Source organism: Agromyces sp. NPDC058484 (genome assembly GCF_042720415.1).
Classification (GTDB): Bacteria; Actinomycetota; Actinomycetes; order Actinomycetales; family Microbacteriaceae; genus Agromyces.
This window is the reverse complement of record NZ_JBHXMP010000003.1, coordinates 97,323-123,606: the sequence shown is the minus strand read 5'-3', so window position 1 is coordinate 123,606 and position 26,284 is coordinate 97,323. Positions and strand designations below refer to the sequence as shown.

At 71.9% G+C, this 26,284-nt stretch carries 23 protein-coding genes and 1 riboswitch; of the genes, 13 read left to right on the top strand and 10 right to left on the bottom strand.

Going from position 1 to position 26,284, the window contains the following annotated elements; all coding sequences use genetic code 11:
* Positions 1-56 precede the first annotated feature (56 nt).
* On the bottom strand, positions 57-1,823 hold the full coding sequence (locus tag ACFWN7_RS04130) for a beta-galactosidase family protein (protein WP_376937455.1): 1,767 nt from the start codon (positions 1,821-1,823) through the stop codon (positions 57-59).
* Positions 1,824-1,954: 131 nt separating this feature from the next.
* Here ACFWN7_RS04130 and ACFWN7_RS04125 point away from each other — a divergent pair, with 131 nt between their 5' ends.
* Positions 1,955-2,977, top strand: coding sequence for a LacI family DNA-binding transcriptional regulator (locus ACFWN7_RS04125; RefSeq protein ID WP_376937454.1), 1,023 nt, complete (start codon positions 1,955-1,957; stop codon positions 2,975-2,977).
* A 34-nt stretch (positions 2,978-3,011) separates the two neighbouring features.
* Here the strand turns inward: ACFWN7_RS04125 and ACFWN7_RS04120 are convergent, their stop codons facing one another.
* Both ACFWN7_RS04120 and ACFWN7_RS04115 read right to left on the bottom strand, forming a co-directional pair.
* On the bottom strand, positions 3,012-4,658 hold the full coding sequence (locus ACFWN7_RS04120) for a beta-N-acetylhexosaminidase (protein ID WP_376937453.1): 1,647 nt from the start codon (positions 4,656-4,658) through the stop codon (positions 3,012-3,014).
* A gap of 28 nt (positions 4,659-4,686) precedes the next feature.
* On the bottom strand, positions 4,687-5,106 hold the full coding sequence (locus tag ACFWN7_RS04115; protein ID WP_376937452.1) for a VOC family protein: 420 nt from the start codon (positions 5,104-5,106) through the stop codon (positions 4,687-4,689).
* A 169-nt stretch (positions 5,107-5,275) separates the two neighbouring features.
* Positions 5,276-5,356, top strand: a riboswitch (ZMP/ZTP riboswitch).
* Between the two features lie 65 nt (positions 5,357-5,421).
* On the opposite strand from ACFWN7_RS04115, the gene glyA reads away from it, so the two are divergent.
* The 5 genes from glyA to ACFWN7_RS04090 all read left to right on the top strand — a co-directional run bounded on the left by glyA (position 5,422) and on the right by ACFWN7_RS04090 (position 11,575).
* The gene (gene glyA / locus ACFWN7_RS04110) at positions 5,422-6,711 is read left to right on the top strand and encodes a serine hydroxymethyltransferase (protein WP_376937451.1); all 1,290 of its coding nucleotides are present in this window, start codon (positions 5,422-5,424) and stop codon (positions 6,709-6,711) included.
* Between the two features lie 8 nt (positions 6,712-6,719).
* Positions 6,720-7,604: a bifunctional methylenetetrahydrofolate dehydrogenase/methenyltetrahydrofolate cyclohydrolase gene (locus ACFWN7_RS04105; protein ID WP_376937450.1), complete on the top strand. Its 885-nt coding sequence runs from the start codon at positions 6,720-6,722 to the stop codon at positions 7,602-7,604.
* 163 nt (positions 7,605-7,767) lie between these two features.
* Positions 7,768-9,339 carry a cytidylyltransferase domain-containing protein gene (locus ACFWN7_RS04100; RefSeq protein ID WP_376937449.1) on the top strand — a complete coding sequence of 524 codons (1,572 nt, stop codon included), beginning with the start codon at positions 7,768-7,770 and terminating at the stop codon, positions 9,337-9,339.
* A gap of 17 nt (positions 9,340-9,356) precedes the next feature.
* Positions 9,357-10,229 (top strand): N-acetylneuraminate synthase family protein, encoded by an 873-nt coding sequence (locus tag ACFWN7_RS04095; protein WP_376937448.1) that lies wholly within the window; start codon positions 9,357-9,359, stop codon positions 10,227-10,229.
* A gap of 23 nt (positions 10,230-10,252) precedes the next feature.
* Positions 10,253-11,575, top strand: coding sequence for a DUF6716 putative glycosyltransferase (locus ACFWN7_RS04090; protein WP_376937447.1), 1,323 nt, complete (start codon positions 10,253-10,255; stop codon positions 11,573-11,575).
* Between the two features lie 18 nt (positions 11,576-11,593).
* Here ACFWN7_RS04090 and ACFWN7_RS04085 read toward each other — a convergent pair whose 3' ends face one another.
* Both ACFWN7_RS04085 and ACFWN7_RS04080 read right to left on the bottom strand, forming a co-directional pair.
* Positions 11,594-12,130 carry a gamma carbonic anhydrase family protein gene (locus ACFWN7_RS04085; RefSeq protein ID WP_376937446.1) on the bottom strand — a complete coding sequence of 179 codons (537 nt, stop codon included), beginning with the start codon at positions 12,128-12,130 and terminating at the stop codon, positions 11,594-11,596.
* Entirely contained in the window at positions 12,127-13,434 is a 1,308-nt protein-coding gene (locus ACFWN7_RS04080) for an APC family permease (protein WP_376937445.1), read from the bottom strand. The genes ACFWN7_RS04085 and ACFWN7_RS04080 overlap by 4 nt, the downstream gene beginning before the upstream one ends.
* 33 nt (positions 13,435-13,467) lie before the next feature.
* On the opposite strand from ACFWN7_RS04080, the gene ACFWN7_RS04075 reads away from it, so the two are divergent.
* Positions 13,468-13,947, top strand: coding sequence for a YbaK/EbsC family protein (locus ACFWN7_RS04075; protein ID WP_376937444.1), 480 nt, complete (start codon positions 13,468-13,470; stop codon positions 13,945-13,947).
* A 62-nt stretch (positions 13,948-14,009) separates the two neighbouring features.
* Here ACFWN7_RS04075 and galK read toward each other — a convergent pair whose 3' ends face one another.
* Both galK and galT read right to left on the bottom strand, forming a co-directional pair.
* Complete coding sequence (gene galK, locus ACFWN7_RS04070) at positions 14,010-15,203, bottom strand: galactokinase (RefSeq protein ID WP_376937443.1); 1,194 nt, start codon at positions 15,201-15,203, stop codon at positions 14,010-14,012.
* Positions 15,200-16,324 carry a galactose-1-phosphate uridylyltransferase gene (gene galT / locus ACFWN7_RS04065; protein WP_376937442.1) on the bottom strand — a complete coding sequence of 375 codons (1,125 nt, stop codon included), beginning with the start codon at positions 16,322-16,324 and terminating at the stop codon, positions 15,200-15,202. Before galT ends, galK begins: the two co-directional genes overlap by 4 nt.
* Positions 16,325-16,407: 83 nt before the next feature.
* On the opposite strand from galT, the gene ACFWN7_RS04060 reads away from it, so the two are divergent.
* Complete coding sequence (locus ACFWN7_RS04060; protein ID WP_376937441.1) at positions 16,408-17,235, top strand: DeoR/GlpR family DNA-binding transcription regulator; 828 nt, start codon at positions 16,408-16,410, stop codon at positions 17,233-17,235.
* A 15-nt stretch (positions 17,236-17,250) separates the two neighbouring features.
* Positions 17,251-18,183, top strand: coding sequence for an aldose 1-epimerase family protein (locus tag ACFWN7_RS04055; RefSeq protein ID WP_376937440.1), 933 nt, complete (start codon positions 17,251-17,253; stop codon positions 18,181-18,183).
* A gap of 12 nt (positions 18,184-18,195) precedes the next feature.
* On the opposite strand, the gene ACFWN7_RS04050 is transcribed toward ACFWN7_RS04055, so the two are convergent.
* The gene (locus ACFWN7_RS04050; protein WP_376937439.1) at positions 18,196-19,374 is read right to left on the bottom strand and encodes a MarP family serine protease; all 1,179 of its coding nucleotides are present in this window, start codon (positions 19,372-19,374) and stop codon (positions 18,196-18,198) included.
* Between the two features lie 169 nt (positions 19,375-19,543).
* Positions 19,544-20,209, bottom strand: coding sequence for a fasciclin domain-containing protein (locus tag ACFWN7_RS04045; RefSeq protein ID WP_376937438.1), 666 nt, complete (start codon positions 20,207-20,209; stop codon positions 19,544-19,546).
* A gap of 187 nt (positions 20,210-20,396) precedes the next feature.
* Here ACFWN7_RS04045 and ACFWN7_RS04040 point away from each other — a divergent pair, with 187 nt between their 5' ends.
* The 4 genes from ACFWN7_RS04040 to ACFWN7_RS04025 all read left to right on the top strand — a co-directional run bounded on the left by ACFWN7_RS04040 (position 20,397) and on the right by ACFWN7_RS04025 (position 24,801).
* Positions 20,397-22,109: a cytochrome c biogenesis protein CcdA gene (locus ACFWN7_RS04040; protein ID WP_376937437.1), complete on the top strand. Its 1,713-nt coding sequence runs from the start codon at positions 20,397-20,399 to the stop codon at positions 22,107-22,109.
* A 62-nt stretch (positions 22,110-22,171) separates the two neighbouring features.
* Positions 22,172-22,768: an ECF RNA polymerase sigma factor SigK gene (gene sigK, locus ACFWN7_RS04035; protein WP_376937436.1), complete on the top strand. Its 597-nt coding sequence runs from the start codon at positions 22,172-22,174 to the stop codon at positions 22,766-22,768.
* The gene (locus tag ACFWN7_RS04030; RefSeq protein ID WP_376937435.1) at positions 22,765-23,646 is read left to right on the top strand and encodes an anti-sigma factor domain-containing protein; all 882 of its coding nucleotides are present in this window, start codon (positions 22,765-22,767) and stop codon (positions 23,644-23,646) included. Before sigK ends, ACFWN7_RS04030 begins: the two co-directional genes overlap by 4 nt.
* A gap of 105 nt (positions 23,647-23,751) precedes the next feature.
* Positions 23,752-24,801, top strand: a complete 1,050-nt coding sequence (locus ACFWN7_RS04025; RefSeq protein WP_376937434.1) for an LLM class F420-dependent oxidoreductase — start codon at positions 23,752-23,754, stop codon at positions 24,799-24,801.
* Positions 24,802-25,085: 284 nt separating this feature from the next.
* Here ACFWN7_RS04025 and ACFWN7_RS04020 read toward each other — a convergent pair whose 3' ends face one another.
* On the bottom strand, positions 25,086-26,264 hold the full coding sequence (locus ACFWN7_RS04020) for a hypothetical protein (RefSeq protein WP_376937433.1): 1,179 nt from the start codon (positions 26,262-26,264) through the stop codon (positions 25,086-25,088).
* Between the last annotated feature and the right edge of the window lie 20 nt (positions 26,265-26,284).

Here is a 26,284-nt window from a genome sequence, read left to right as displayed (position 1 = left end):
AGCTCCAAGAACAGCGAGGCCCGCGGCATGCCGCGGGCCTCGCTTTCGTCATGCCATCAGGAGCCGATGAACTCCTCGCGCTCACCGAGCTCGGGCCGATCCCGCACCTCGACGGCGGTGCCGAGGCGGTCGAGGTCGAGCACGCGCACGTCGTTGCGCCCCTCGCGCCACAGGGGCGCCGGCGCGTACAGGGTCACCTGGGGCCCGGCCTCCCAGTAGCGTCCGAGCAGGAAGCCGTTGAGCCAGACCATGCCCTTCGCTCCGCCCGGGAAGGCCAGCCACGCGTCGGCCGGCTCCGAGACCTCGATCACAGCGGATGCCACGCCGTCGGCGCCAGCGTTGCCCATCGGATGCCACGCGCCCAGCGGCAGCACGCGGTGCGTCCATCCGTGCACGAAGCGATTGCCGAGCCGGACCCCGTGCAGGATGCCCTTCCGCTCGCCGATGTGCGGACCGTAGTTGATGCGACCCAGGCTCTCCACCGCGATCGTGACCACGGCCGTACGTGCGCTCCCCCCGATCTCGACGCTCGTTCGTCCGTCGCGCTCGAGCGTCGCGATGCGCCGACCGTCGACGAAGACGCCGGCGCGATCGTGCAGCCCGTCGATGGTGAGCACCGCGCCCTCGGGGAGCTCGGCGACCGCCTCGTAGACGACGACTCCGTCGGCGACGCCGAGGTCTTCGAAGGTCAGCGTCGCCGCCTGCGGTTCACCGGCCGGGATCGATCGCAGCGCCTCGATGAGTGAGACCTCGGCTGTGAGCGGCACGGACTGTGCGGGCTGGAATCGCGGCGCAGGGGGGATCGCCGGCAGCGGACCGTCATGGAACGGTGCGAACGACGCGCGCAGTGCGTCGAACTTCGCCCCGAGCGTTCCGTCTTCCGCGATGGGTGCGTCGGAGTCGTAGCTCGTCACGGTCGGTTGCAGGACGCGGTCCCAGTTCGCCCCGTTCCACAGCCCGAAGTTCGTGCCGCCGTGCGCCATGTAGAGACTGACGGAGCCGTCCGCTGCGAGCAGGTCATCGACCGTGCCGATCATGCTCTCGGCGCTGCGCACATGATGCCGCTCGCCCCAGTGATCGAACCATCCGCCCCACAGTTCGCTGCACATGAACGCCGCCCCGTCGGGCGCGAGGCGGCGGGCCTTGGCCACGCCGGTGCCGAAGGTGAAGGTCGGCAGCGCACCCTCGACCGAACCGTGTCGCTGCATGTCGGCGGTGATGCCGTCGGCCGTGGTGAACAACTCGACGATGCCGTGTGCGCGCATCAGGTCGCGCTGGTGTTCCAGGTGGGCGCGATCCGACCCGAACGAGCCGTACTCGTTCTCGATCTGCACCGCGACGATCGGACCGCCGTGGGCGGCCTGCAACGGCACGAGCCGGGGGAGCAGCTCCGCATACCACGCCTCGACCGCCCGCAGGTACTCCGGGTCGCTGGTGCGGATGCCGCGCGTTCGCCCGGTGAGCCAGGCGGGAAGACCGCCGTTCGACCATTCCGCACAGATGTACGGACTGGGGCGCACGTACACGTCCAGGCCGACCTCTCCGGCGAGCCCGATGTATCGCTCCACGTCGCGCCAACCGTCGAACCGAGGCTCGCCTTCGGTCTCCTCGTGGAAGTTCCATGGGATGTAGCTGTCGACCGTGTTCGCCCCCATCGCCGCGAGCCGGCGAAGCCGGTCCTCCCACTGGTCGGGGTGCACCCTGAAATAGTGGATCGCGCCGGCGAGCATCCGGTGGGGCCGACCACGCCGCCACAGCGAATTGTCGCGGTATGTGAGCGCAGCGACTGGCGCAACTCTTGCTCGAGTGTCGGTCGCGGTCATGCGGCGGCCTCCTTGGACTTGTGGGCGGCAAGGCCCTTACGTAAAGAATGTTTGCGTTCACATTATCGTGATTTCCGCGGTTGTGCGCGGTGCCATCGCCGTCGCCGGGGAACGCTCACTACGATGAGCACATGCCACGTCGCCCACAGCAGGACCGAGCACCGAGTCAGGTCGATGTCGCGCGAGCGGCAGGGGTCTCGACGCAGACGGTGTCCCGAGTGGTCTCGGGGCAGTCGAATGTGCGCCCCGAGACCGCGCGTCGTGTCATGGCGGCAGTCGATGAGGTCGGGTACCGGCTGCACGCGGCGGCCGCGTCGCTCGCGACCGGGCGCACTCGGACGATCGGCGTCATCTTCGTCTCGACAGCCCGCTACTCGACCAGCGCGATCCTTCTCGGCATCGAGGCGGTCGCCGCCGAGGAGGGATATGCGGTGACCACGGCGAGCGTCGCCCACCGCGCGGGGCCCGCCGCGTTCATCGGCGCCTTCGATCGCCTCGAACGCCAGGGGGCGGAGGGGATCGTGATCCTGGCACCCGTCGGGTACCTCGCCGAGACGCTGGGCTCCCGCACCGAGCGCACGCCCACCGTCGGGCACCGCCAGACGGACGGCTCGGGTCCCGACGCGCTCGTCGACCAGCGGGCGATCGCTCGCGTGGCCACCGAGCACCTGCTCGACCTGGGCCACCGCTCGGTCTGGCACGTCTCGGGTGACGAGTTCTGGCAGGAGTCCAACGCGCGTCGCGAGGAATGGGAGGACGTGCTCCGCGAGCGCGGGCTGACGCCGCCTCCGGTGATCCCGGGCGACTGGTCGCCGGAGTCGGGTTACCGTGCCGGGCGCACGATCGCGGCCATCCCCGATGCCACGGCGGTGTTCGTCGCCAGCGACGAGATGGCGTTCGGCGTGATCCGCGCCCTGCACGAGGCCGGACGAACCGTGCCCGACGACGTCTCAGTGGTCAGCGTCGACGACATCGCACTCGCGGCGTATGCGGCACCCGCACTCACCACCGTCCGTCAGCCGTTCGAAGACGAAGGGCGCGCCTCGGCGACCCGCGTGATCGAGATGATCGAGAAACGCGAGCCGGTCGCGGCGGAACCGCTCCGTCCGGAACTCATCGTCAGGGCCTCCTCGGCGCCGCCGCGCCCGGCGTAGCCTTCACGGCGACAGGCGGCGCCGTAGCGGAGCCTCACCAGGGCAGGTCGCCCGAGCGGTGGAAGTTCACGCCGAGCTCCTCGAATCGTTCGAGGAAGGCGACGAGGCGCGGGGCGAACTCGTCGAAGTCGCGGTGCGCGTCGCCTGCCGGCGCGGGCGACCAGCCGATCTCGGCGAGGGCGCAGAGACGCGGGAAGGCCATGAACTCGACGTCCTCGATCGAGGCCACCGTCTCCGTCCAGAGCGGTCCCTCGATGCCGAGCACCTCGTCATCGCCGACGCCCTCGAAGATCCGGGCGGGATCCCAGCCGTAAGCGTCTGCGACATCCGTCGTTCCGGCCCAGCTGACCCCGAGCACCGAGTCGGCGGGGTAATCGGGGTACACCTGATCGAGGTACGCGACGTCGGGCGGAGACATGACGATGGCGCCCCCCTGATCCAGGAAGGACCGCACGCGCTCGGTGCCGAGTTCGTCGGGCTCGGTGTAGCCCCAGTACTGTCCGATCGTGCCGGCGGGAAGGGCATCGGAGTCACCGAGTTCCTGCCAGCCGACGACGGTCTTGCCCGCTTCCGCCGCAGCCGCCGCGGTGAGCTCCATGAAGTAGACGTACTCCTCCTGGGTGTAGCCCGACACCTCGTCGCCGCCGAGGTGGAGGTAGGGCCCGGGAGCCAGTGCGGCGAGCTGGCGGATCACGTCGACTGCCATCCGCTCGGCTTCGAGGCTGGTCGGGCAGAGGGAACTGCCTCCGCCGGCCGCGAGCGTGTGCGGCGGCGGGGCGACGCCGTCGCAGGTGAGCTCGGGGTATGCGGTGAGGGCCGCGTGCGCGTGGCCGGGCATATTGGCCTCGGGCACGATCGTGACGTTCCGCTCGGCTGCGTACTCGACGATCCCCGCGAACTCCTCCTGCGTGTAGAAGCCGCCTGGACCCCCGTCCACCTCGTACATGCCGCCGACCTCGGTGAGCAGCGGCCAGCCTTCGATCTCGATGCGCCAGCCCTGATCATTCGCGAGGTGCAGGTGCAGCGTGTTGATCTTCAACATCGAGATCTCGTCGATGAATCGCTCGACCTCCTCCACCGAGAAGAAATGGCGGGCCACGTCGAGCATCGCGCTCCGGTAGGCGAAACGCGGGTGGTCGAGGATCTCGACCGCGACCACCTCGAGCGGCTCGGCGAGCACATCGCCGCGCTCGACGGCGGCCGGCAGGAGCTGCCGCAGCGTCTGCATGCCGTTCCACAGCCCTGCGCCGGTGGCCGCGCCGATGCGGATGCCCGTCTCGTCGACTCGCAGCCGGTACCCCTCGGCGGCGTGATCGTCGGGGACCTCGCCGGCGGCGAGCACGAGTGCGATGTCGCCCGGCTCGGCCTCGTCGTTCACGATCGGCAGTTCGAGGCCGCTCGCCGGGCGCAGCAGGGCGGCGAGCTGCTCGGCCACGACCTCCGCCTCGCTCGCTTCGGCATCGATCACGACCCGCGCGTCGGGCGCGAGCCGGAACGCCTCGCCCCTGACGCCCGTGATCTCGACCGGTTGAGGAACGACCGCGATGTCAGGCGCCGGTGGGGGCGGCGCGGTCGCCGCACCGATCAGGGCCGCTCCGGCCCAGACCGCGCCGGCCGCCGCGAGCGCTGCCACGAGCACCCATGCCGCGCGCCGCTTCACCGTGTTCGGCTCCCTCGACATGTAAGCCGAGCGCGGGCCGCGGCATCCGTCACCGCGCCGCTTCCTCGGGTTCCGCGTCGTCCGTGGCGTCGGGCGCCGTGGTCCAGAGCCCGAGCACGTTGCCCTCGGTGTCGCGGAAGTAGCCGAAGTAGCCCATGCCCGGGATCGTGGTCTTCGCCTGCACCACCGCGCCACCGGCCGCGACGATCTCCTTCAGGGCGGCGTCGATGTCGTCGACGTCGGCGGTGATGACCGGGTGCCGCAGATCGTCTGTGCGCTCCATCAGGCCGCCGTTGATCGCACCAGGTTCGAGCGGCTGCTGCGTCGCCTCGTCGACCGGCGTGGTCACCACGGTCGTGTAATCCATCCCGGGCACGCCGTCCAGCTGCCAGCCGAAGGCGGCACGATAGAACGTTCTCGCCCGGTCCTGGTCGTCGGCCGGGATCTCGAAATGCACTACTCCGGACATCGTCCGCCTCCTGCTCGCATCGTGGGCACGGCACGCCCGCGCCTGTTCCGGAGCGTAGTCCCAGGCGCGACCCGCCGAAAGCGGCTGAGGACGGGTGAGCTCGAGCGGCGGCCCGCGCACGCGTCGATGTCGACGGGAGCGCGCCGGCCGCGGCATCCGTTGCTATGCTTGCGAGCGTCGCGACTGGCGTTGAGATGGACACCATCGGGGAGCGACTGGCACGCACCGACCGCACGCCTGGGCCGGTACGCATTCCTCGGCGCTGGCGCGCGCGAGGCAGCATCCCCGCAGGTCCCAGTCACAAAGGAGCCAGTCTTGGCCGAAACCGCCGTCTCCCAGTCCGTCTTCAACGCGCCGCTGTCGGAGGTCGATCCCGAGATCGCCGAGGTGCTCGAGCAGGAGCTCGGTCGTCAGCGCGACTACCTCGAGATGATCGCGAGCGAGAACTTCGTGCCCGTCTCGGTGCTGCAGTCGCAGGGGTCCGTGCTCACGAACAAGTACGCCGAGGGCTACCCCGGACGCCGCTACTACGGCGGCTGCGAGTACGTCGACATCGCCGAGTCGCTCGCGATCGAGCGCGCGAAGTCGCTGTTCGCCGCCGAGTACGCGAACGTGCAGCCCCACTCGGGCGCCACCGCCAACGCCGCCGTGCTCGCGGCGATCGCGACCCCCGGCGACACGATCCTCGGCCTCGAGCTCGCGCACGGCGGTCACCTCACGCACGGCATGAAGCTCAACTTCTCGGGCAAGCTCTACAACGCGGTGTCCTACGGCGTGAACCCCGAGACCTTCCGCGTCGACATGGACGTGGTGCGCGACAAGGCCCTCGAGCACAAGCCGCAGGTCATCATCGCCGGATGGTCGGCCTACCCGCGTCACCTCGACTTCGCCGCGTTCCGCGAGATCGCCGACGAGGTCGGTGCGAAGCTCTGGGTCGACATGGCGCACTTCGCCGGACTCGTGGCCGCGGGCCTCCACCCGAACCCGGTGCCGCACGCCGATGTCGTGAGCTCCACCGTGCACAAGACGATCGGCGGCCCGCGCTCGGGCTTCATCGTCGCGCGCGACATGGAGCTCGCGAAGAAGCTCAACTCGAACGTCTTCCCCGGTCAGCAGGGCGGCCCGCTCATGCACGTGATCGCGGCGAAGGCCACGGCGTTCAAGGTCGCGGCATCCGAGGAGTTCAAGAACCGGCAGGAGCGCACCATCCGCGGCGCGCAGATCCTCGCCGACCGCCTGACGTCAGACGACTCGCGCGCGGCCGGGGTCGACGTGCTCACGGGCGGCACCGACGTGCACCTCGTGCTCGCCGACCTGCGCAACTCGGCGCTCGACGGCCAGCAGGCCGAAGACCTCCTCCACGAGGTCCTCATCACCGTGAACCGCAACGCGGTGCCGTTCGATCCGCGCCCGCCGATGGTCACCTCGGGCCTGCGCATCGGCACCCCCGCGCTCGCCACGCGCGGCTTCGGCGACGCCGAGTTCACCGAGGTCGCCGACATCATCGCGCTCGCGCTGCAGGGCGGGGCGGATGTCGCGGCGCTGCGTGCGCGGGTCGAGGCGCTCACGGCGGCGTTCCCGCTGTACCCGGGCCTCGTCCAGTAGGCGGCGACATGACCGCCATCACGCTGGACGGCGTCGCGACCGCGTCGGCCGTCAAGGCCGAGCTCGCCTCGCGCATCAAGCTGCTGAAGGCGCACGGGGTCGTGCCGGGGCTCGGCACCCTCCTCGTGGGAGACGATCCCGCGTCGCGCTCGTACGTCGCCGGCAAGCATCGCGACTGCGCCGAGGTGGGCATCGAGTCGATCCGCGTCGACCTGCCGGCGTCGGCGACAACGAACGACGTGCGCGCGGCGATCGCCGACCTGAATGCGGCATCCGAGGTCACCGGCTACATCGTGCAGCTGCCACTGCCCGCCGGGCACGACGAGAACGCGATGCTCGAGCTCATCGATCCCGACAAGGACGCCGACGGTCTGCACCCGACGAACCTCGGCCGGCTCGTGCTCGGCATCGAGGGCGAGCTGCATTCGCCGCTGCCGTGCACGCCCGCGGGCATCGTCGAGATGCTGCGTCGCTACGACGTGCCGATCCGGGGGCGGCACGTGACCGTCGTCGGCCGCGGCCTCACGGTGGGACGCCCCCTCGGGCTGCTGTTCACGCGCAAGGGCCTCGACGCGACCGTGACGCTCACGCACTCGCGAACGCAGGACCTGGCGGCAGAGGTTCGCCGGGCCGACATCGTCGTGGCGGCCGTCGGGGTGCCGCACCTCGTGAAGGCCGACTGGGTGAAGCCGGGTGCCGCGGTGCTCGACGTCGGCATCACGCGCGTGCAAGACGAGGAAACGGGTCGCGGAAAGCTGACCGGCGACGTCGACCCCGGTGTCGCGGCGGTCGCCGGGCACCTGTCGCCGAACCCCGGCGGGGTCGGCCCGATGACGCGCGCGATGCTGCTCGCGAACGTCGTGAAGGCCGCGGAGTTGCGCTTGCGCCGATAGCGGATCGCTGAATTCGACGAGCGAACGGATGCCGCGGGCAGGTGCCTGCGGCATCGGCGTCGGCGTCGATGGAAGTGGACATCGAATCCGTGGTCGCCTGACCGTCGCCGGACGTTCACCAGGCGTGCACCGGTTGGTCGCATCGCGCGCATAGCTTCGACCCATGAGCTCGACCGACCCCGCCGGGCCCGGCCCGCGACCGGCTGGTGCGCGTGGGGACGCGCACGGCCCTGAGGAACATCACGGGCAGAGGGTCGGCAGGCCGGCCGTGACGGTGTCGCAGGGGGCGGCGACCGAGACGGCCGGTCAGGCGGGGCGGTCCGAGCTCAGCCATTCCGGGGCGATCGCGATCATCCCCGCGCGCGGCGGATCGCGGGGGCTGCCGAGCAAGAACGTGGCGCGCGTCGGCGGGGTGCCGCTCGTCGCGCGGGCCGTGCATGCCGCGCTCGCGGCGGAGAGCATCGAGCGGGTCGTCGTCACGACCGACGACGACGAGATCGCGGATGTCGCCCGCGCGGCCGGGGCGGAGGTCGTCGAGCGCCCGGCCGACCTGGCGAGTGCCACGGCGTCGAGTGAGAGTGCGCTGCTGCATGCGCTCGAGGTGCTGGAGGGTGCGAGCGACGTCACCGTGTTCATCCAGGCGACCTCGCCGTTCATCGATCCCGCCGACCTCGACGCCGCCGTCGAGCGCGTGGCGGTCGGCGAGCGCGACATGGTGTTCGCCGCGACGCCGACGCACGGGTTCCTGTGGCACGAGCAGGCCGACGACGCGAGCGGTGCGAGCGCGGTCGGCGTGAACCACGACCCGTCGAACCGTCCGCGCCGGCAGGACCGCGAGCCCGAGTTCCTCGAGACCGGGGCGTTCTACGTGCTCCGCACCGACGGCTTCGTCCAGGCGCGGCATCGGTTCTTCGGGCGCATCGGCGTGCAGCGCGTGCACTTCGACACCGCCATCGAGATCGACGACTCCGCCGACCTCGCCCGGGCTCGGGCGCTCGCGCCGCGCGTCGACCGGCGGCTCGCGCGCGGGGTCGCGGCGGCGCTCGCGCGACGTGCCGGCGCCGGCACCGGGTGGGTAGCCGATCCGCGGCATCCGTTCGTCGACGTCGATGCGGTCGTGACCGACTTCGACGGCGTGCACACCGACGACACCGCGACCATCGACGAGCTCGGACGCGAATCGGTGCGCGTCAGCCGGGCCGACGGCGCGGGCGTGGCACGGCTGCGCGACGCCGGCATCCCCGTGCTCATCCTCTCCGCCGAGGCCAACCCCGTGGTGTCGCGGCGAGCCGAGAAGCTCGGCGTCGACTTCCTTCAGGGCATCTCCGACAAGGGTGCCGCGCTGCGCGAGTGGGCGGCGCCGCGCGGCATCCGCCTCGACCGCATCGCCTACCTCGGCAACGATCGCGGCGACATCCCGGCGCTGGACATCGTGGGCTGGCCGATGGCGGTGCCGGATGCCGCGCCAGACGCGCTCGAACGCGCTCGCCACGTGCTCGAGCGGCACGGCGGGCACGGCGCGGTGCGCGAGCTCGCCGAACTCGTGCTCGCCGCCCACGCCGCGACGACCGCCGCCGCGGCTCCCGTCGACGACGACTGGCGGGGCGAACATGTTGCCCGCGCCGCCGCACGCGAGGCGCGCGAGCTCGACCCGGCCCACCCGACCCGCCGGCAGCGCGAGGCGCGAGCCGCGGCATCCGCCGTCTACGACCCCGCGCCCTCGGCGCGACCCTGAAGAGAGAAGAGCCCCGAATGTCCGTGCGCATCGGCCACGCCGCCATCGGCGAGTACGAGCCCGTCTACGTCATCGCCGAGATCGGCCTGAACCACAACGGCGACCCCGAGATCGCGAAGCAGCTCATCGACGTCGCCGCCGCGTCGGGTGCCCAGGCGGTCAAGTTCCAGAAGCGCACACCCGACATCTCGACGCCCGAGCACATGAAGCTCACCCTGCGTGAGACGCCGTGGGGAGGGATGACGTACCTCGAGTACCGTCACCGCGTCGAGTTCGGCCGCGACGAGTACGCCGAGCTCGCGGAGCACGCAGCCTTCCGCGGCATCGACTGGTTCGCGTCGCCGTGGGATGTGCCCGCCGTCGCCGACCTCGAGGAGTACGGCGTCGTGGCGCACAAGATCGCCTCGGCGTCGGTCACCGACGTCGAGCTGCTCGAAGCGGTGCGCGACACGTGCAAGCCCGTCATCCTCTCCACCGGCATGTCCACCCTCGACGAGATCGACCGCGCCGTCGAGATCCTGGGCACCGACCGGCTCGTGATCCTGCACGCCACATCGAGCTACCCGATGCCCTCGGAGGAGGCGAACCTCCTCATGATCCCCGCGCTCAAGAGGCGCTTCCCCGGAGTGCCCGTCGGCTACTCGGGTCACGAGCGCGGCCTGCAGATCTCGCTCGCCGCGGTCGCCCTCGGAGCGGTCGCCGTGGAGCGTCACATCACGCTCGACCGCGCGATGTGGGGCTCCGACCACGCCGCATCGCTCGAGCCGCAGGGACTCGACCACCTCGTGCGCGACATCCGGATCATCGGTGAAGCCCTCGGCGACGGTGTGAAGCGCGTGTACCCGGGCGAGGAGGCCGCGAAGGCGAAGCTCCGCCGGGTGCTCGTGTGAGCTCCGGCGGTCGAGTGGGCCCGATGGGCCGTATCGAGAACCGAGCGGATGCCGCGACGCGGCGCCTGCTCGTCGTCGCCGACTCCGACTCCTACGTGAAGTGGGGTGCAGCGCTCGCGTCGACGATGCCCGCGACGTGGACGACGAGCCTCGTCGTCCTCGCATCGCCCGTGCTGCCGAGCCGTCGGCAGCTCGCGGATGCCCTCGCCGGCACGCGGTTCACGACCGGCGACGTGCACGTGCTCCACCTCGACGACCTGGGCGCGCTCGTGGACCGCGACGACCCGCACGCCGTGCTGCTGTCGCTCCGCGGGCCGTTCGTGCGCGTGGTCGCGCCGACGCTGGAGAGTCGGAGCAATCGCCCTGTGCTCCTGAGCGGGTTCCCCGGCCTCACGATCCCCGCCGTGCCGAAGGCCGTGGTCTACCGCGAGCAGACCGACCTCGTCGTGCTGCACAGTCGTCGTGAGGTGCGAGAGTTCCGGGCGAACGCCGCCGACCTCGGCGTCGACCGGCGCTTCGGGCTCGCGACGCTCCCGTTCCTGGCGGACGATCGGATCCCGGCCGGCGGTCGGGGAACGGCAGGCGATGCCGGGCGCGCCGCGGCATCCGATCGAACCGACCTGGTGTTCGCCGCCCAGGCGAAGGTGCCGACCGAGCGCGACGACCGCGTGCGGGTGCTCGAGGCACTCGCCGAGTATGCGCGCCGGCATCCCGGACAGCGCGTCGTCGTGAAGGTGCGTGCGCGGCGGGGCGAGGCGCAGACGCACTTCGAGGAGCACGACTACGCCGACCTCCTCCACGTCGCCGACGGAGTGCCGTCGAACCTGGTCGTGGAAGACGGTCCCATGGCCGAGAAGCTCGCCCGTGCGAACGCCGTCGTGACCGTGAGCTCCACCACAGCCCTCGAGGCGGTGGCGCTCCGCCTGCCGACGCTCCTGCTCGACGACTTCGGCGTGTCGCCGGCGATGATCAACACCGTGTTCGAGGGGTCCGGGCTGTTCGGTTCGCTCGACGACCTGGTGCACGGCCGCTTCAGGCACGCGGATGCCGCATGGACGAACGACAACTACTTCCATGGCTGCGACGCGGACGACTGGTTCGGGCGACTCGACGCGTTCGCCGAGGCCCGCGAGATCGTGCCGCTGCCGCGCCTCGAGCGGCGGCACGACCTCGCCGGCGGACTGCTCCGCAACGCGTACGAACGGCGACGGATGCTCGGGTCGCACGATCGCGAGCCGCTCGGCGCTGCCGCGTGGGGATTGGGACTGGTGGCTCGGCACGTCGTGCGCCGCCTGCGCCGCCTGCAGGGCGTGGGCGGTCTGCCGAACGCCGCCCTTCGAGGCTGAGACGCCTCGTCGCGCCGCTCAGTCCACCGGGGCGGTGTGCTTCTCGACGTGACGCAGGTAGGCGTCGGCGTTCCGGCGGATGCCCGCTCGCTCATCGTCCGTGAGCTCTCGTCGCACCTTGCCCGGAACGCCCGCCACGAGCGAGCCGGGCGGCACGACCGTGCCCTCGAGCACGACGGCTCCCGCCGCGACGAGCGAGCCCGCGCCGATCACGGCGCCGTTCAACACCGTGGCGCCCATGCCGATGAGGCAGTCGTCCTCGACGGTGCATCCGTGCAGCACGGCGCCGTGGCCGACCGAGACGCCTCGCCCGACCGTGAGCGGGAACCCGGCGTCGACGTGGCACACGACGGTGTCCTGGAGGTTCGCGCCCTCACCGAGCCGGATCGGCTCCGCCTCGGCACGGAGCACCGCGTTGTACCAGACGCTCGAGCCGGGTGCGAGGTGCACGTCGCCGACGATGACCGCGCCTGCGGCGACGAAGGCGCGCTCGTCGACGACGGGGGACGGGATGCCGGCGATCGTGAGGATTCGGGCCGAGGGGTCTGCGCTCATTGCGTCAGCCTACGTCGCACGGCGCGGCTCGCGAGACGGTAGGCAGCCCCGACGGCGAGCACGATGACGCCGGCCACGATCGACGGCAGCGGCAGCGTGACGACCAGCACGAGGCATCCGACTGCACCGGCGATCGACAGCCAGCGGGGGATGCGACGCTCCGCCCGCGGCTGGGTGATGGCGGAGAGATTCGCAACGACGTAATAGATCAGCACGCCGAACGACGAGAATCCGATCGCGCCGCGCAGGTCGGTGGCGAGCACGAGCACGATGACGGCGGCTCCGGCCGCGAGCTCGGCGATGTGCGGTACTCGAGAGCGCGGATGCACCGACGCGAGCACCGCGGGCAGTTCGCCGTCGCGCGCCATGGCGAGTCCGGTGCGGGCGATCCCGGCGATCAGCACGAGGAGTGAATCGAGCGCGGCGACGCCCGCGGCGATGCGCACGACCGGCTCGGCCCAGCCCCATCCGGCGGCCGCGACGACGTCGGCGAGCGGTGCGTCGGATGCCGCGAGCAGACGGGGCCCGAGTGCGAAGAGCGCGGCGGAACCGACAGCCGCGTAGACCACCACGACGACGACGAACGCCAGGATGATCGCCCGCGGGATCGTGCGCGCCGGATGCCGCACCTCCTCGCCGAGCGTCGCGATGCGTGCGTAGCCCGCGAACGCGAAGAAGAGGAGCCCGGCCGACTGCAGGATTCCGTACACCGTGCCGGGCAGCCCGGGTGCGAACGGCGGTACCACGGCGTCCCCGTACGTCGCGCCGAGCGCCGTGCTGCCTGTTGCCGCGGCAGCGACCCCGGCGATGACGACGAGAGCGAGCACGGCGATCACGGCGGCGACGAGCACGGCGCCGACGCGCGCGGTGCGGGTGATGCCGAGCAGGTTCACGCCGACGAGCGCGACCACGGCGGCGACGGCGATCGGTCGCTGCCATCCGGGCGGCGCGAGGTAGGCGGCTGCCGTGAGTGACATCGCAGCGCAACTCGCCGTCTTTCCGATCACGAACGACCAGCCCGCGAGGAACCCCGGCCACGGTCCGAGCCGTTCGCGCCCGTAGCGGTAGGCGCCGCCCGACTCGGGGTGCTGCACGGCGAGCTGCGCGGTCGAGCCGGCGTTCGCGAACGCGACGAACGCCGCGACGGCGAGACCGGTGAGCAGGCCCGCGCCCGCAGCCTGGGCAGCCGGGGCCCAGACCGCGAACACGCCGGCGCCGATCATCGCGGCGAGCCCGATCGCGACGGCGTCGGCGAGGCCGAGGCGGCGGGCGAGCCGTTCGTGCGAGGGCTGGGCGGAGGACACGGTCGCACTCTACGCGGATCGTAGGATCGGTTGATGACCACCCTCTCGCACCCCTCGGTCGACCGCGTCGCCGATGCGCTCGCCGTCCACGGACTCACGCCCGGGATCGTCTGGCTCGACGACGCCGTGACGACGGCGCAGCTGGCCGCCGACGCGCTCGGCGTGGAGGTCGGCCAGATCGCCAACTCGCTCGTGTTCACGATCGACGACGAGCCGATCCTCGTGCTCACCTCGGGCGCCCACCGCGTCGACACGGAGTGGCTCGGCGCCGAGCTCGGCGGGGTCATCCGCCGCGCCTCGAGGGAGACCGTGAAGGCGGCGACCGGCCAGGTCATCGGCGGGGTCGCTCCCGTGGGGCATCCGTCGCCGGTGCGCACGGTCGTCGACGTGCAGCTCGCCGACTACCCCGTGGTCTGGGCGGCCGCCGGCCACGCGAAGACCGTGTTCCCGACGTCGTTCGACGAGCTCGTGCGCATCACGGGCGGAACTCCGCGCGCGGTGACGCGAGACTGACCCTCCTCGCTCGACACCTGCATGGGCCGATGCGGGTGATGGCGACGGCCGCGTCGCGGCAGCTACGCGTCCCGTCGGGCACCCTGGCTCGGGCGCGCCGTGAACATCGCCGGCTCGCGGAAGCCCTGTTCGGCGAACGCCGCGGCGACCTCTCGCGTCACGACCGGCACGAGCGCGTCGATCATGAGGGCGATCGCCGCGCCGCCGAACCCACCGCCGGTCATGCGAGCGCCGATCGCGCCGTTCGCCTGTGCGGTGGCCACCGCGAGGTCGAGCTCGGGCACCGAGATCTCGAAGTCGTCGCGCATCGACACGTGCGAGGCATCGAGGAACGGGCCGATCGCTCCCGGACCGTGCTCATGCAGCGTGCGCACGGTGCCCTGCACGCGCTGGTTCTCGGTGACCACGTGCCGCACGCGGCGGAAGGTCTCGTCGTCGAGCAGCGACTTCGCGCGCTCCAGGTCGGCGGGGCGGAGGTCGCGCAGCGATTCGACCCCGAGGGCCCGGGCGCCCGCTTCGCACGAGGCCCGGCGCGCCGCATACCCGCCCGTCGCGTGGTCGTGCGACACGCGCGTGTCGATCACGAGGAGCGAGAGGCCGTCGGCGTCGAAGCCGAGCGGGATCACATCGGCGTCGAGGCTGCGGCAGTCGAGGAAGACTCCGGCATCGGCTTCGCCGAGCAGCGAAGCCGACTGGTCCATGATGCCCGTCGGCGCGCCGACGGCACGGTTCTCGGCGAGCTGCCCGACCTTCGCGAGCGTCGGCCGGTCGAATCCGAATCCCCAGTGCTCGTCGAGCGCGAGCGCGACGGCGCACTCGATCGCGGCCGACGATGACAGGCCGGCGCCGATCGGCACATCGGATGCGACGTGGAGGTCGACTCCGCGCGAGTGCTCGAGGTCGGCGCCGAACTCGCCGAGGGCCCACGCGACGCCGAGCGGGTACGCGGCCCAGCCGTTGACGGCATCGGGGCTGAGCTCGTCGAGGTGCACGGTCACTGCCTCGGGCGAGAACGACGACGCCACGCGGATGACGCGGTCGTCGCGGTCCCCGAGGGCGACGGCGGTGCGGCGGTCGATGGCGAACGGGAACACGAAGCCGTCGTTGTAGTCGGTGTGCTCGCCGATGAGATTGACCCGCCCGGGTGCCGACCAGACGCCGGCGGGCTGCCGACCGAACCACTCGGCGAATCCGTGCGCCGCCGCTGTCGAGGCCGTCGTCGTCGCCGACCCGGACGCGCCAGCCTTGTCGTTCATGCTTCGACCCCTCCGATCGCGGCGCGCAGCGCCTCGGCTTGTGCCTCGGGGGCGACGTCCCCGATCCATGCTCCCATCGCGGCCTCGGAGCCGGCGAGGAACTTCAGCTTGTCGACGGCACGGCGAGGGCTCGTGAGCTGCAGCATGAGCCGCACGTCGTCGCGGCCCTCGTGCACGGGCGCCTGGTGCCAGGCGGCGATGTACGGCGTGGGGGTCTCGTACAGCCGGTCGACGCCGCGCAGCAGTCGAAGGTAGAGCGAGGCGAGCTCGTCGCGCTCGGCGAGGGTCGTCTCGGCGAAATCGGGCACGTGCCGATGGGGGAGCAGGTGCACCTCGACCGGCCAGCGCGCGGCGAAGGGCACGAACGCCGTCCAGTGCTCGCCCGAGACGAGCATCCGGGGGCCGCCGCGCTCGCGTTCGAGGATGTCGGCCATGAGCGACGGCCCGTAGGCGTCGATCGACGCGAGCAGTCGCTCGGTGCGCGGCGTCACGTAGGGATACGCATAGATCTGACCGTGCGGGTGCGGCAGCGTCACGCCGATCTCACGGCCGCGGTTCTCGAACGGGAACACCTCCTCCACACCCGGCAGCGCCGACAGCGCGGCCGTGCGTCGCGCCCACGCCTCGATCACGGTCCGGGCCCGTGAGACGCTGAGCGTGCCGAACGAGCCCTCGTGCTCGGGGCTGAAGCACACGACCTCGCAGCGGCCGACCGACGGCAGCGAGCGCTCGAGCCCGATGCGACGCAGGGAGGCGAGCGCGTCGGCGCTGGAGGCATCCGGCGCGGCCGGTTCGGGACCGAACGACGGCGACCGGTTCTCGAACACGGCGACGTCGTAGTCGCTCGGGATCTCCGACGGGTTGGTCGGCGTCTGCGGCGCGAGCGGGTCAGCGTCGGCGGGCGGCAGGAACACGCGGTTCTGCCGGGCGGCGGCGATCGAGATCCACTCGCCCGTGAGCGGATCCTGCCGCATGTGGGCGGTCGCCGGACGAGGGTCGAGTGCCCGCTCGTCGATGGCGCGCTCGGCGCGAAGACTCGTGTCGGCGTCGTCGAAGTAGATGAGTTCGCGTCCGTCGGCGAGGGTCGACGGGCGAACCACGATGCGGGGGTCGGTCTGCACGCCGCCACGATACGCGACTTTCGTTTCGCAAACAAATGAGTTGCGTATTGCAAAGCGATCGCGAGCAGAGCAGAATTGCTTCCGTGACGGATGCCGCGACCACGACGACCGCGCCACTCGACGCCCCCCGACGACGCGAGCTCGCGCTCGCGCTCGTCGAAGAACGCGGGTTCGTACGGGTCGCAGAGTTGAGCGCCGCATTCGGCGTCACGACCGTGACCGCGCGCGCCGACCTCGATGCGCTCGAGCGCGACGGCGAGATCCGCCGGGTGCACGGCGGCGCGGTTCCCGTCACATCGGTGCTCGAGGCGGAGCGGCCCGACCGCGAGCCGACCTTCGAGGAGGCGCTCGCGGCATCCGTCGCACCGAAGCGCTCGATCGGCGAGCACGCCGCGTCGATGGTGAGGAGCGGGCAGAGCATCATCCTCGACGTCGGCACCACCACCCTGCAGATCGCCCGCGCACTGCGCGCCCGCCAGGAGCTCGACGACCTCGTCGTCTTCACGAACGGACTCTCCATCGCCCTCGAGCTCGAAGACGAGATCCCGCGGTTCACCGTCGTGGTCACCGGCGGGACGCTGAGGCCCAAGCAGCACTCGCTCGTGCATCCGCTCGCGGGCTCGATGCTCGACGAGGTGCACGTCGACCTCGCGTTCATCGGCTGCAACGGCGTCGACCCGCTGCACGGGGTCACGAACGCGAACCTGCCCGAAGCGGCGGTGAAGGCGCTCATGCTCCGGGCGTCCGCCCGGTCGATCGTCGTCGCCGACGGATCGAAGCTCGGCGAGGTGCATCTCGGCCGGATCGCGCCCATCGACGCCTTCGACGCGCTCGTCACGGATGCCGCGGCGCCGATGCCGCTCGTCGCCGAGCTCGGCGCCGCCGGGCTCGCGGTGGCGCTCGCAGGATGACTCTAAAGTGGATCCATGACTCTTCCCACGGGCGAGCAGTTCGTCCTCGAGACGTCGACGGCGAGCGGTGACCTCCAGGCGACGATCACCGCCGTCGCAGCCGGCATCCGAACCCTCAGCATCAACGGCATCGACCTCGTGCCCGCCTACGGTGAAGACGCGTCGCCGCCGTCCGGCGCGGGCATCGTGCTCGTCCCGTGGCCGAACCGCATCCGCGACGGTCGCTGGAACCACGACGGCGTCGACCGCCAGCTCGCGATCACCGAGCCGGCCCGCAACAACGCGATCCACGGACTGCTCCGCAACACCGAGTACAAGCCGATCGCCCGCGAACGCGACTCGGTCACGCTCGCCGCGACGATCTATCCGCAGCTCGGATACCCGTTCCTGCTCGGAACGGCGGTGCACTACGAACTCATCGCCGACGGCCTCGAGGTCACGCACTACGTCGAGAACCTCGGCGCCGACGCCGCCCCCGTGGCGATCGGCACCCACCCGTTCCTCAAGATCGGCGGCGTGCGCACCGAGGACCTCACCCTCCGTCTCGACGCAGCCAGCCACATCGAGGTCGACGACCGCCTGCTGCCGACGGGCGAGGTTCCCGTCGACGGCACCGACTGGGACTTCCGCGAGGGGCGTCGGGTCGGCGACGTCGAGCTCGACGACGCGTTCGGCGAGCTCGCGAGCGAAGACGGTCAGGTGCTGCACACGCTCACCGCCCCCGACGGCCGCAGGGTCTCGATCTGGGCCGACGACGAGTTCGACTACGTGCAGGTGTTCACGACCCGGGGGTTCCCGGGCGAAGAAGGCGATGTCGCCATCGCGGTCGAGCCGATGACCGCGCCCGCCGAGGCGTTCAACTCGGGCCGAGGCCTGCGCTGGCTCGACCCGGGCGAGGAGTGGCGGCTCAGCTGGGGCATCCGCTTCGAGGGCTTCAGCGCCGACTGACGCGCGGCGGGCCTATCCGGCGACGCACGAGCCCGAGTCCACCGGCTCGTCGAGTGCGGGCGCCTCGGCGGCGAGCGGTGCCAGCGTCGTGACCGGGATCGCGTAGCCGACGTTCTCGACCGACTCGGACTTCGCGAACACGACGCCGCCGACGGCTCCGTCGCCCGTGATCACGGGACCGCCCGAGTTGCCGTGGTCGACGTCCGCGGCGAGCGTCATCACGTCGCGCGTCGAGGTGCGCCCGCCCTCCTCGATCGTGATCGGTCCGACCGACATGACGCGTGCGGCCCGCAACTCGAACGGGCCGCCGAACGGGTAGCCGCCCACCGCGACATCCGCCCCCGCCGCCGCGTCCGCGACCGCGAGCGGTGGCGTCGCGAGCCCCGGCACGGCGATGAGGGCGAGGTCGTTCGCCGGATCGAACGCCACCACGCGGCCGGCGACCGCGGGTTGGCCGGGCGCCTCCACGATCGGCTCGGTCACGCCGGCGACGACGTGCGCGTTCGTCACGACTCGGTTCTCGGCCACGACGAAGCCGCTTCCCGAGAGGTTCTGGCCGCACTGGAATGCGGTGCCCGTGATGCGCACGACGGATGCCGCGGCGCGGGCGACCTCGGCGTCGTCGATGCCGCCGCTCGGCAGCTCGGGCGCCTCCGAGGGGCCGTCGAGCACGTCGAGGAGCCAGGGGATCCCCTCGCCGACCGCGGAGGTGCGGAGCTCGGCGAGGAGCGTCCGCGCCGGCGCCGGCGTGATCCGGTCGAGCGCCGTGAGCACGCGGGAGCCCGCCACCGCGGGGGAGAGCACGGGCACGCCCATCGCCGAGACGCCCGACGCGACGAGCGCCACCACGAAGGCGGTGACGATGAGGTTGCCGATCGCGCCGAGCACCCGGTCGAGCACGCCGAGCTTGATGGCACGCGCGCCGTGACGGAGGGCGCTGCCGACGATGGCGCCGAGCCACGCCCCGAACAAGAGGAGCACGAGCGCCGCACCGATCGCGGCGGGGGCCCGCCACTCGGGCGTGGGAACGATGGAGGCGACCCACGGCATCGCGAACCAGGCGGCGATGCCGCCGAGCACGAGGCCGACGAGGCCCGCGGCCGTGCGGAGGAGCCCGGCGCGGGAGCCGTGCACGACGGCGGCGATGAAGCCGACGACGAGCAGCACGTCGAGCAGCAGGCTCCAGCCCATCGTCGCCCTCCGTTCGGGTCGTGGCGCGGCGGTGCGCGAATGCGGAACCCCAGCCTGCGGCATCCGCCTCGGAGTCCGCTGAAGGCGCACCGAGCGCGCCCGCACGAACGAGCGGCCCCGGCGTCGAGAACTCCGACGGGGCCGCTCGCGCGTCGCACGATCGCGGGCGCTACACGGGCATCAGCACCGAGTCGATCAGGTAGACGGTCGCGTTCGCGGTGTGCACGCCGCCGCAGATGACCGCGGCGTCGTTCACCATGAGCGCATCACCCGAACCGGTGACCTCGACCGTGCCGCCCTGCACCGTCGTCTGCGTGCCGACGACCTCGTCGGGCGAGAGCTGGCCGGGCACCACGTGGTAGGTGAGGATGCTCGACAGCGTCGCCGCGTCGGTCTTCAGCGCCTCGATGGTGGCGGGGTCGATCTTCGCGAACGCGTCGTCGACCGGCGCGAACACGGTGAACTCGTCGCCGTTCAGGGTGTCGACGAGGTCGACCTCCGGGTTCAGCTGGCCCGACACCGCCGCGACCAGGGTCGTGAGGAGCGGGTTGTTCGAGGCGGCGACGGCGACCGGGTCGGTGGACATGCCGACGACAGAGCCGGGCCCGTCGGGCACCTGCTCGGCGTAGGCGGCGCAGCCGGGGCCGACGAGGTCGGCCGCGGGGTCCATCTCCATGGCCTCCTCGGTGGGCTCGGCGGTCTCTTCCGACATGGTGGGCTCATCGCTCTCGGCGGTGGGTGTGCCGCTCATACAGCCGGCGAGGCCGAGCACGGCGAACGCCGTGATCGAGAGGGCCGCGAGGGCGGTGCGTGTGCTGCGGGTCGTGGATCGCATCGGTGGACTCCTTCGTGGGTGCCGGCCCGCTGAGCGGGGCCTGCGAGGGGTTCGGTGCGGGTTCACCGGCGGATTGGACGGATGCCGCGGCACGCCCGAACGCAGGGGCGCACGCGCCGTGGCATCCGACCAATCGGTTCGACGCTCCGCTGCGAACCACTCGGTGACCCCGTGAAAGCAGGCATCCGTGATCACCCTCGCCCTCATCGGCCTCCTCGGCGGCCTCATCACCGGCATCTCGCCGTGCATCCTGCCGGTGCTGCCCGTCATCTTCCTGTCGGGCGGCGCGCAGAGCGCGAGAGGAACGACGGATGCCCCGCAGGCGGGCCGCTGGCGCCCCTACCTCGTGATCGCCGGCCTCGTGGTGAGCTTCAGTGTGTTCACGCTCGTCGGGTCGCTCATCCTCGCCGCCCTCGGACTGCCGCAGGACGTGCTGCGCTGGGCGGGCATCGTCGTGCTCGTGCTCATCGGCATCGGGCTCATCGTGCCGCGGTTCGAGGAGATCCTCGAGAAGCCGTTCTCGTGGATCCCGCGCAAGGACGTCGGCACCGAGCACGGCGGGTTCCCGCTCGGCCTCGCGCTCGGCGCCGTCTACGTGCCCTGCGCCGGCCCCGTGCTCGCCGCGATCACGGTGGCCGGGTCGACGGGTCGCATCGGCGTCGAGACGGTCGTGCTCACGCTGTCGTTCGCGATCGGCGCCGCGTTGCCGCTGCTGATCTTCGCGCTCGCCGGTCGTCGCGTCGCCGAGCGGGTGAAGACGTTCCGCACGCATCAGAAGACCATCCGCACCGTGGGCGGCGTCGTGATGATCGCGCTCGCCGTGGGCCTCGTCTTCAACCTGCCGCAGCTGTTGCAGCGGCTCGTGCCCGACTACACGAGCACCTTCCAGCAGGAGCTCGCCGACTCCGAGGAGATCACCCGTGCGCTCGACCTCGGCGGGCTGGTGAACGAGGAGAACGAGAAGCTCGACCAATGCACGAACGGCGCGTCCGAGCTCGAGTCGTGCGGCACGGCGCCGTCCATCACGGGCATCGAGCGGTGGTTCAACACCGACGACGGGGCATCCGTCGACCTCGACGACCTGCGCGGGCGGGTCGTGCTCATCGACTTCTGGGCGTACTCGTGCATCAACTGCCAGCGCTCGATTCCGCACGTGGTCGCGTGGGACGAGGCATACCGCGATGCGGGCCTGTCGGTCATCGGCATCCACTCGCCCGAGTACGCCTTCGAGAAGGAGGCGCGCAACGTCGAGGCGGGCATCGCCGCGTTCGGCATCGACTACCCGGTCGGGCTCGACAACTCGCTCGCGACGTGGACGAACTACCGCAACCGCTACTGGCCCGCCCACTACCTCATCGACGCCGAGGGCGTCGTGCGGCACATCTCGTTCGGCGAGGGCAACTACGCCGCGACCGAGGGGCTGATCCGCCGGCTCCTGGAGGACGCCGACCCGGATGTCGCGCTGCCGGGCGTCACCGACCAGGCCGACGAAACCCCCGAAGCCGGTTCCACGACGCCCGAGACGTTCCTCGGCACCACGAAGCAGGTGAACTTCGGCGGCGACGAGCCCTACCGGCGGGCGACGACCGACTTCTCGTTCCCCGAGGAACTCCCGTCCGACAGCTTCGCGCTCGACGGCGGCTGGGCACTCGACACCCAGTCCATCTCGCCGTCGGGCGGCGACGCCAGGGTGCGCCTGGACTACACGGCGAGCGAGGTGCGCATGGTGCTCGGCGGCTCGGGCACCGTCACCGTCGACGACGGGCGCACGACGCGCGAGATCGAGGTCTCGGGCGTGCCCCGGTCGTACGAGCTCGTACTGACAGATGCCGCGGCATCCGGCATCCTCACCGTCGCCGTGTCGGCCGCCGTCGACGCCTACTCCTTCACGTTCGGATGACCCATGCGCTCACTCCTACGCCCCCCGCCGCGGCGCACGCGACGCGGCACCGCCGATCTGCCATGCTTGAACGCGTGGCTGACGGCGGTGGCGACCTCACGGCATCGGCGCCCGGCCCGACCGTCGACGAACTGCTCGCGCGCGTCGGCAGCGGCGACCGGGAGGCGTTCGGCGTGCTCTACGACGCGACCTCGGCCCGCGTCCTCGGGCTCGTCAGACGGCTCGTCGTCGACCCCGCCCAGGCCGAGGAGGTGACGCAGGACGTGTACCTCGAGATCTGGCAGACCGCCCCCCGATACGACGCCGCGCGCGGCAGCGCCGTCGCGTGGATGTTCACCCTCGCGCACCGCCGGGCGGTCGACCGCATCCGCTCGGCGCAGTCCGCCCGCGACCGCGACCTTCGCATCGGCGCGCGCGACCTCGACGTGCCGGTCGACACCGTCGCCGAGGCCGCAGAGACCCGCCTCGAGCACGAGCGCGTGCAGGTCGCGCTCGGAGCGCTCAGCGACCTGCAACGCGAGTGCGTCGCGCTCGCCTATTATGGCGGCCTCTCGCAGAGCGAGATCGCCGATCGGCTGCACGTGCCGCTCGGCACCGTGAAGACCAGGTTGCGCGACGGGATGATCCGCTTGAGAACCGCATTGGGGGTGAGGACATGACCGGGCCGAACGACCAGGACGACCGCGAGCGCGACGAGCGCCGCGGGCGCCACGACGATCTCGCCGCGTACGCCCTCGACGCGGTGGATGCCGAGGAGCGGGCAGCCGTCGAGCGTGCGCTCGCGGCGTCGGCCGAGCTCCGAGACGAGGCCGAGGCCTACGCCGAGACGGCCGCCCAGCTCGCCGGGCTCGCCCCGCCGGTCGCCCCACCGGCCGAACTCAGGGCGCGGCTCATGGCAGTGCTCGACACGACGCCGCAGCTCGCGACGGATGCCTCGCCGGCGACGACGACGGATGCCTCGCCGGCGACGGATGCCGCGGCCGGCGCCGCCGACGCGGCCGGCGCGGACGCGACCGCCGTCGCCCCGGCAGCGCCGGCCCCGGCCGCGGCCGCTCCGGGCCGTGCGGAGACCGAGGCGCGCCGCCGCTGGTTCCAGCGGCCGGGTGCGATCATCGCGGCGGCGGCTGCCGCCGTCGTGCTCATCGCGGGTGCCGTCATCGGCATCGGCTGGCCCGGTCCCAACGGTTGGGGCGCCCAGCAGGAGAGGGCCGCGATCGCCGCGGCCCCCGACGCGGAGACGACGACGCTCGAGGCCCTGGGCGGCGGCGAGGTCACCCTCGTGGCCTCGGCGTCGCGGGGGCGCTCCGTCGTGGTGGCCGAGGGTCTGCCCGATGTCGGTTCCGAGCAGACGTACGAGCTCTGGTACATCGACGACGCCGGCGCGGCCCCGGCAGGAACCTTCGACACGACCGGTGGCGAGACGTGGCGGGTGCTCGACGGCTCGTTCACGCCCGGCGTCGCCGTCGGTGTGACGGTCGAACCGGCGGGCGGTTCCCTGCAACCCACGACCGAACCCATCGTCCTCATCGCCACGTAGTGGGGAGTGCACAATGGCGGCTGCGCGCCGTGCGGCGTCCGTTATGGTCTGAGGTGCCCGTCGGCACCACGCCGGGCCACCGCCACACACGACGAGGAGCGACGGATGCGCGTCGGCATGTTCCTGAACTACGCGGGCGGCTTCCGAGAGGCGGCCGACGAGGTCGTGGAGCTCGAGCGGGCGGGCATCGATCTCGTCGCGGTGCCCGAGGCGTACTCGTTCGATGCGGTGAGCCAGCTCGGGTTCCTCGCGGCACGCACCTCGACCATCGCGCTCGCCTCGGGCATCCTGCAGCTGTACACGCGCACGCCGACGCTCACGGCGATGACCGCGGCGGGCCTGGACTACGTCTCGGGCGGCCGGTTCGAGCTCGGCATCGGGGCATCCGGTCCGCAGGTGATCGAGGGTTTCCACGGCGTGCGCTACGACGCACCGCTCGCGCGCACCCGCGAGCTCGTCGAGATCTGCCGGTTGGCGTGGCGGCGCGAGCCGGTGATCCACGAGGGTGCGAAGTACCGCATCCCGCTTCCCGCGGGCGAGGGCACGGGCCTCGGCAAGCCGCTGAAGCTCATCAACCACCCGCTGCGCGACCGCATTCCGATCACGATCGCCTCGCTCGGCCCGAAGTCCGTCGAGCAGACCGCCGAGATCGCCGACGGATGGCTTCCGATGTTCTTCCACCCCGAGCGCGCCGGCGAGGTGTGGGGCGACGCGCTCGCCGCGGGTGCCGCGAAACGCTCACCCCAGCTCGCACCGCTCGACGTGTTCGCCAGTCCGGCGCTCGCCATCACCGACTCGGCGGATGTCGCGGCCGCCGCGCTCGCCGCCGTCAAGCCGCAGCTCGCGCTCTACGTCGGGGGCATGGGTGCGCGCGGCAAGAACTTCTACAACGACCTCATCGCGAGCTACGGCTTCGAGGCGGAGGCGACGAGGATCCAGGACCTCTACCTCGAGGGGCGCAAGGACGAGGCGATCGCCGCGGTGCCCGACGAACTCGCGCGGGCGATCTCCCTCATCGGACCGGCGTCGGAGGTCGCCGAGCGGGTCGCGGCGTTCCGCGCGGCGGGCGTCACGACCCTCGCGGTGACGCCGCTCGCCCGCACCTCGGCCGAGCGCGTCGCCCTGATGTCGGGTCTGCGAGCGATCGTCGGCTGAACCCTTCCCGGCACCCCAGCGCCGTTCCGTCACCCGTTCCCCCAGAACGGGTGTGGATGCTGGCGGTCGACCGGCGCGAGGTCTACCGTGAGAAACACCTGCACGAGGTGGTGCAGGAAGGGGAACCTGGGGAGGAGCCGCCGTGACGGGAGTGTTCGAGTTCTACCGGGAGCAGTCGGCGCACATGCGCGCGTGCACCACGACCCGCGTCGATCCCCGATAGCTCGAACACCCGTCGGGCGGTGCCCGGCGCCGGCGGGCAGCCGCCTCGACGACGTGTGCGGCTACCCCCGCGGCGTCGCGGGCGGCCGGGTCGTGTCGCCGCGCCACGCGGCATATGCCCACACCGCGAGGGCCAGCATCGGCCCCCAGAACCAGAGCGGCAGCACCAGGTTCAGCAGCACGCCGTCGATCACGCCGGCGTTGCCCATCATCCGGAGCATCGCCGGCGCCGAGATGCAGAGCACTGCCGCGGCCAGGAGGCCCGGTACGACGGCCATCTGCACGGGAACCGCACGTCCCCCGATTCGCGGCATCCACCGCGGGAAGCGCACACCCCACGGCAGGATCAGGCCGAGGGTGAGCACGCTCGCCGCGACCGCACCCGAGCCGAGCATGAGCCCGGTCGCGAGGGTGTCGGGGGTCATCGCGTCGGAGTCGGGGCCGAAGACGGGCCACGGGGTGAGCCACGTCGCTCGAACCACTGCGTAGGGCAACGGGCCGAGCGCGGCGAGGATGGTGATCATGCGGCGGTGCCGCACGATCCATGCTTCGAAGGCGCGGCCGCCGCGGCTCGTGCGCACGGCGATCACCCCGCGCGTCGACCACACGACGATCGCCGTGACGACGATGCCGGCGACGAGCAGGCCGGGTGCGTCGGCGGCGAGTGCGCCGGCGAATGCGGTCGCGAATTCCGCGATGCCCACGAAGGTCAGGCCGGCGAGCCAGACGGATGCCGCAACGAGCACGGCGAGGCCCGCGATCAGCGTCACGCCGAGACGCGGCGCGCGGAACAGGGTCACGACGATAGTGACGATGCCGGCGACCACGGCGGCGAGGCCGAACAGGTAGCCCGCGACGGCGATGATGCCGGTGCTCCCGAACGCGATGCCCATGACGATCGCAAGCGCACCCGAGGCGAACCCGAGCGGCGTGACCAGCCGAGGCCTCGAGCCGTCGACCGGCAACAGGGCGAGCACCACACCGGCCAGACCGGTCACGATCGCCGCCACGGCGACGGTCGCTGGCCCGAGGAACGCGTCCGCGGAGTCGAGCAACTTTCCGGCGCCGAACGGGTTCGACCCGGGCACGACGAGCCATAGGAGCCCGAGACCCGCGACTGCCGCGGATGCGATGAGGGCGACGTAGCCGATTGCGCGCAGCCTCCGATCCCGTCGCGACGCCGTGGCATCCCGCGCCTCCCGCGCCTCCCGCATCGATGGTGGGCTGTCTGTGGACGCCATGTCGTCTCCGATCTCGTGGC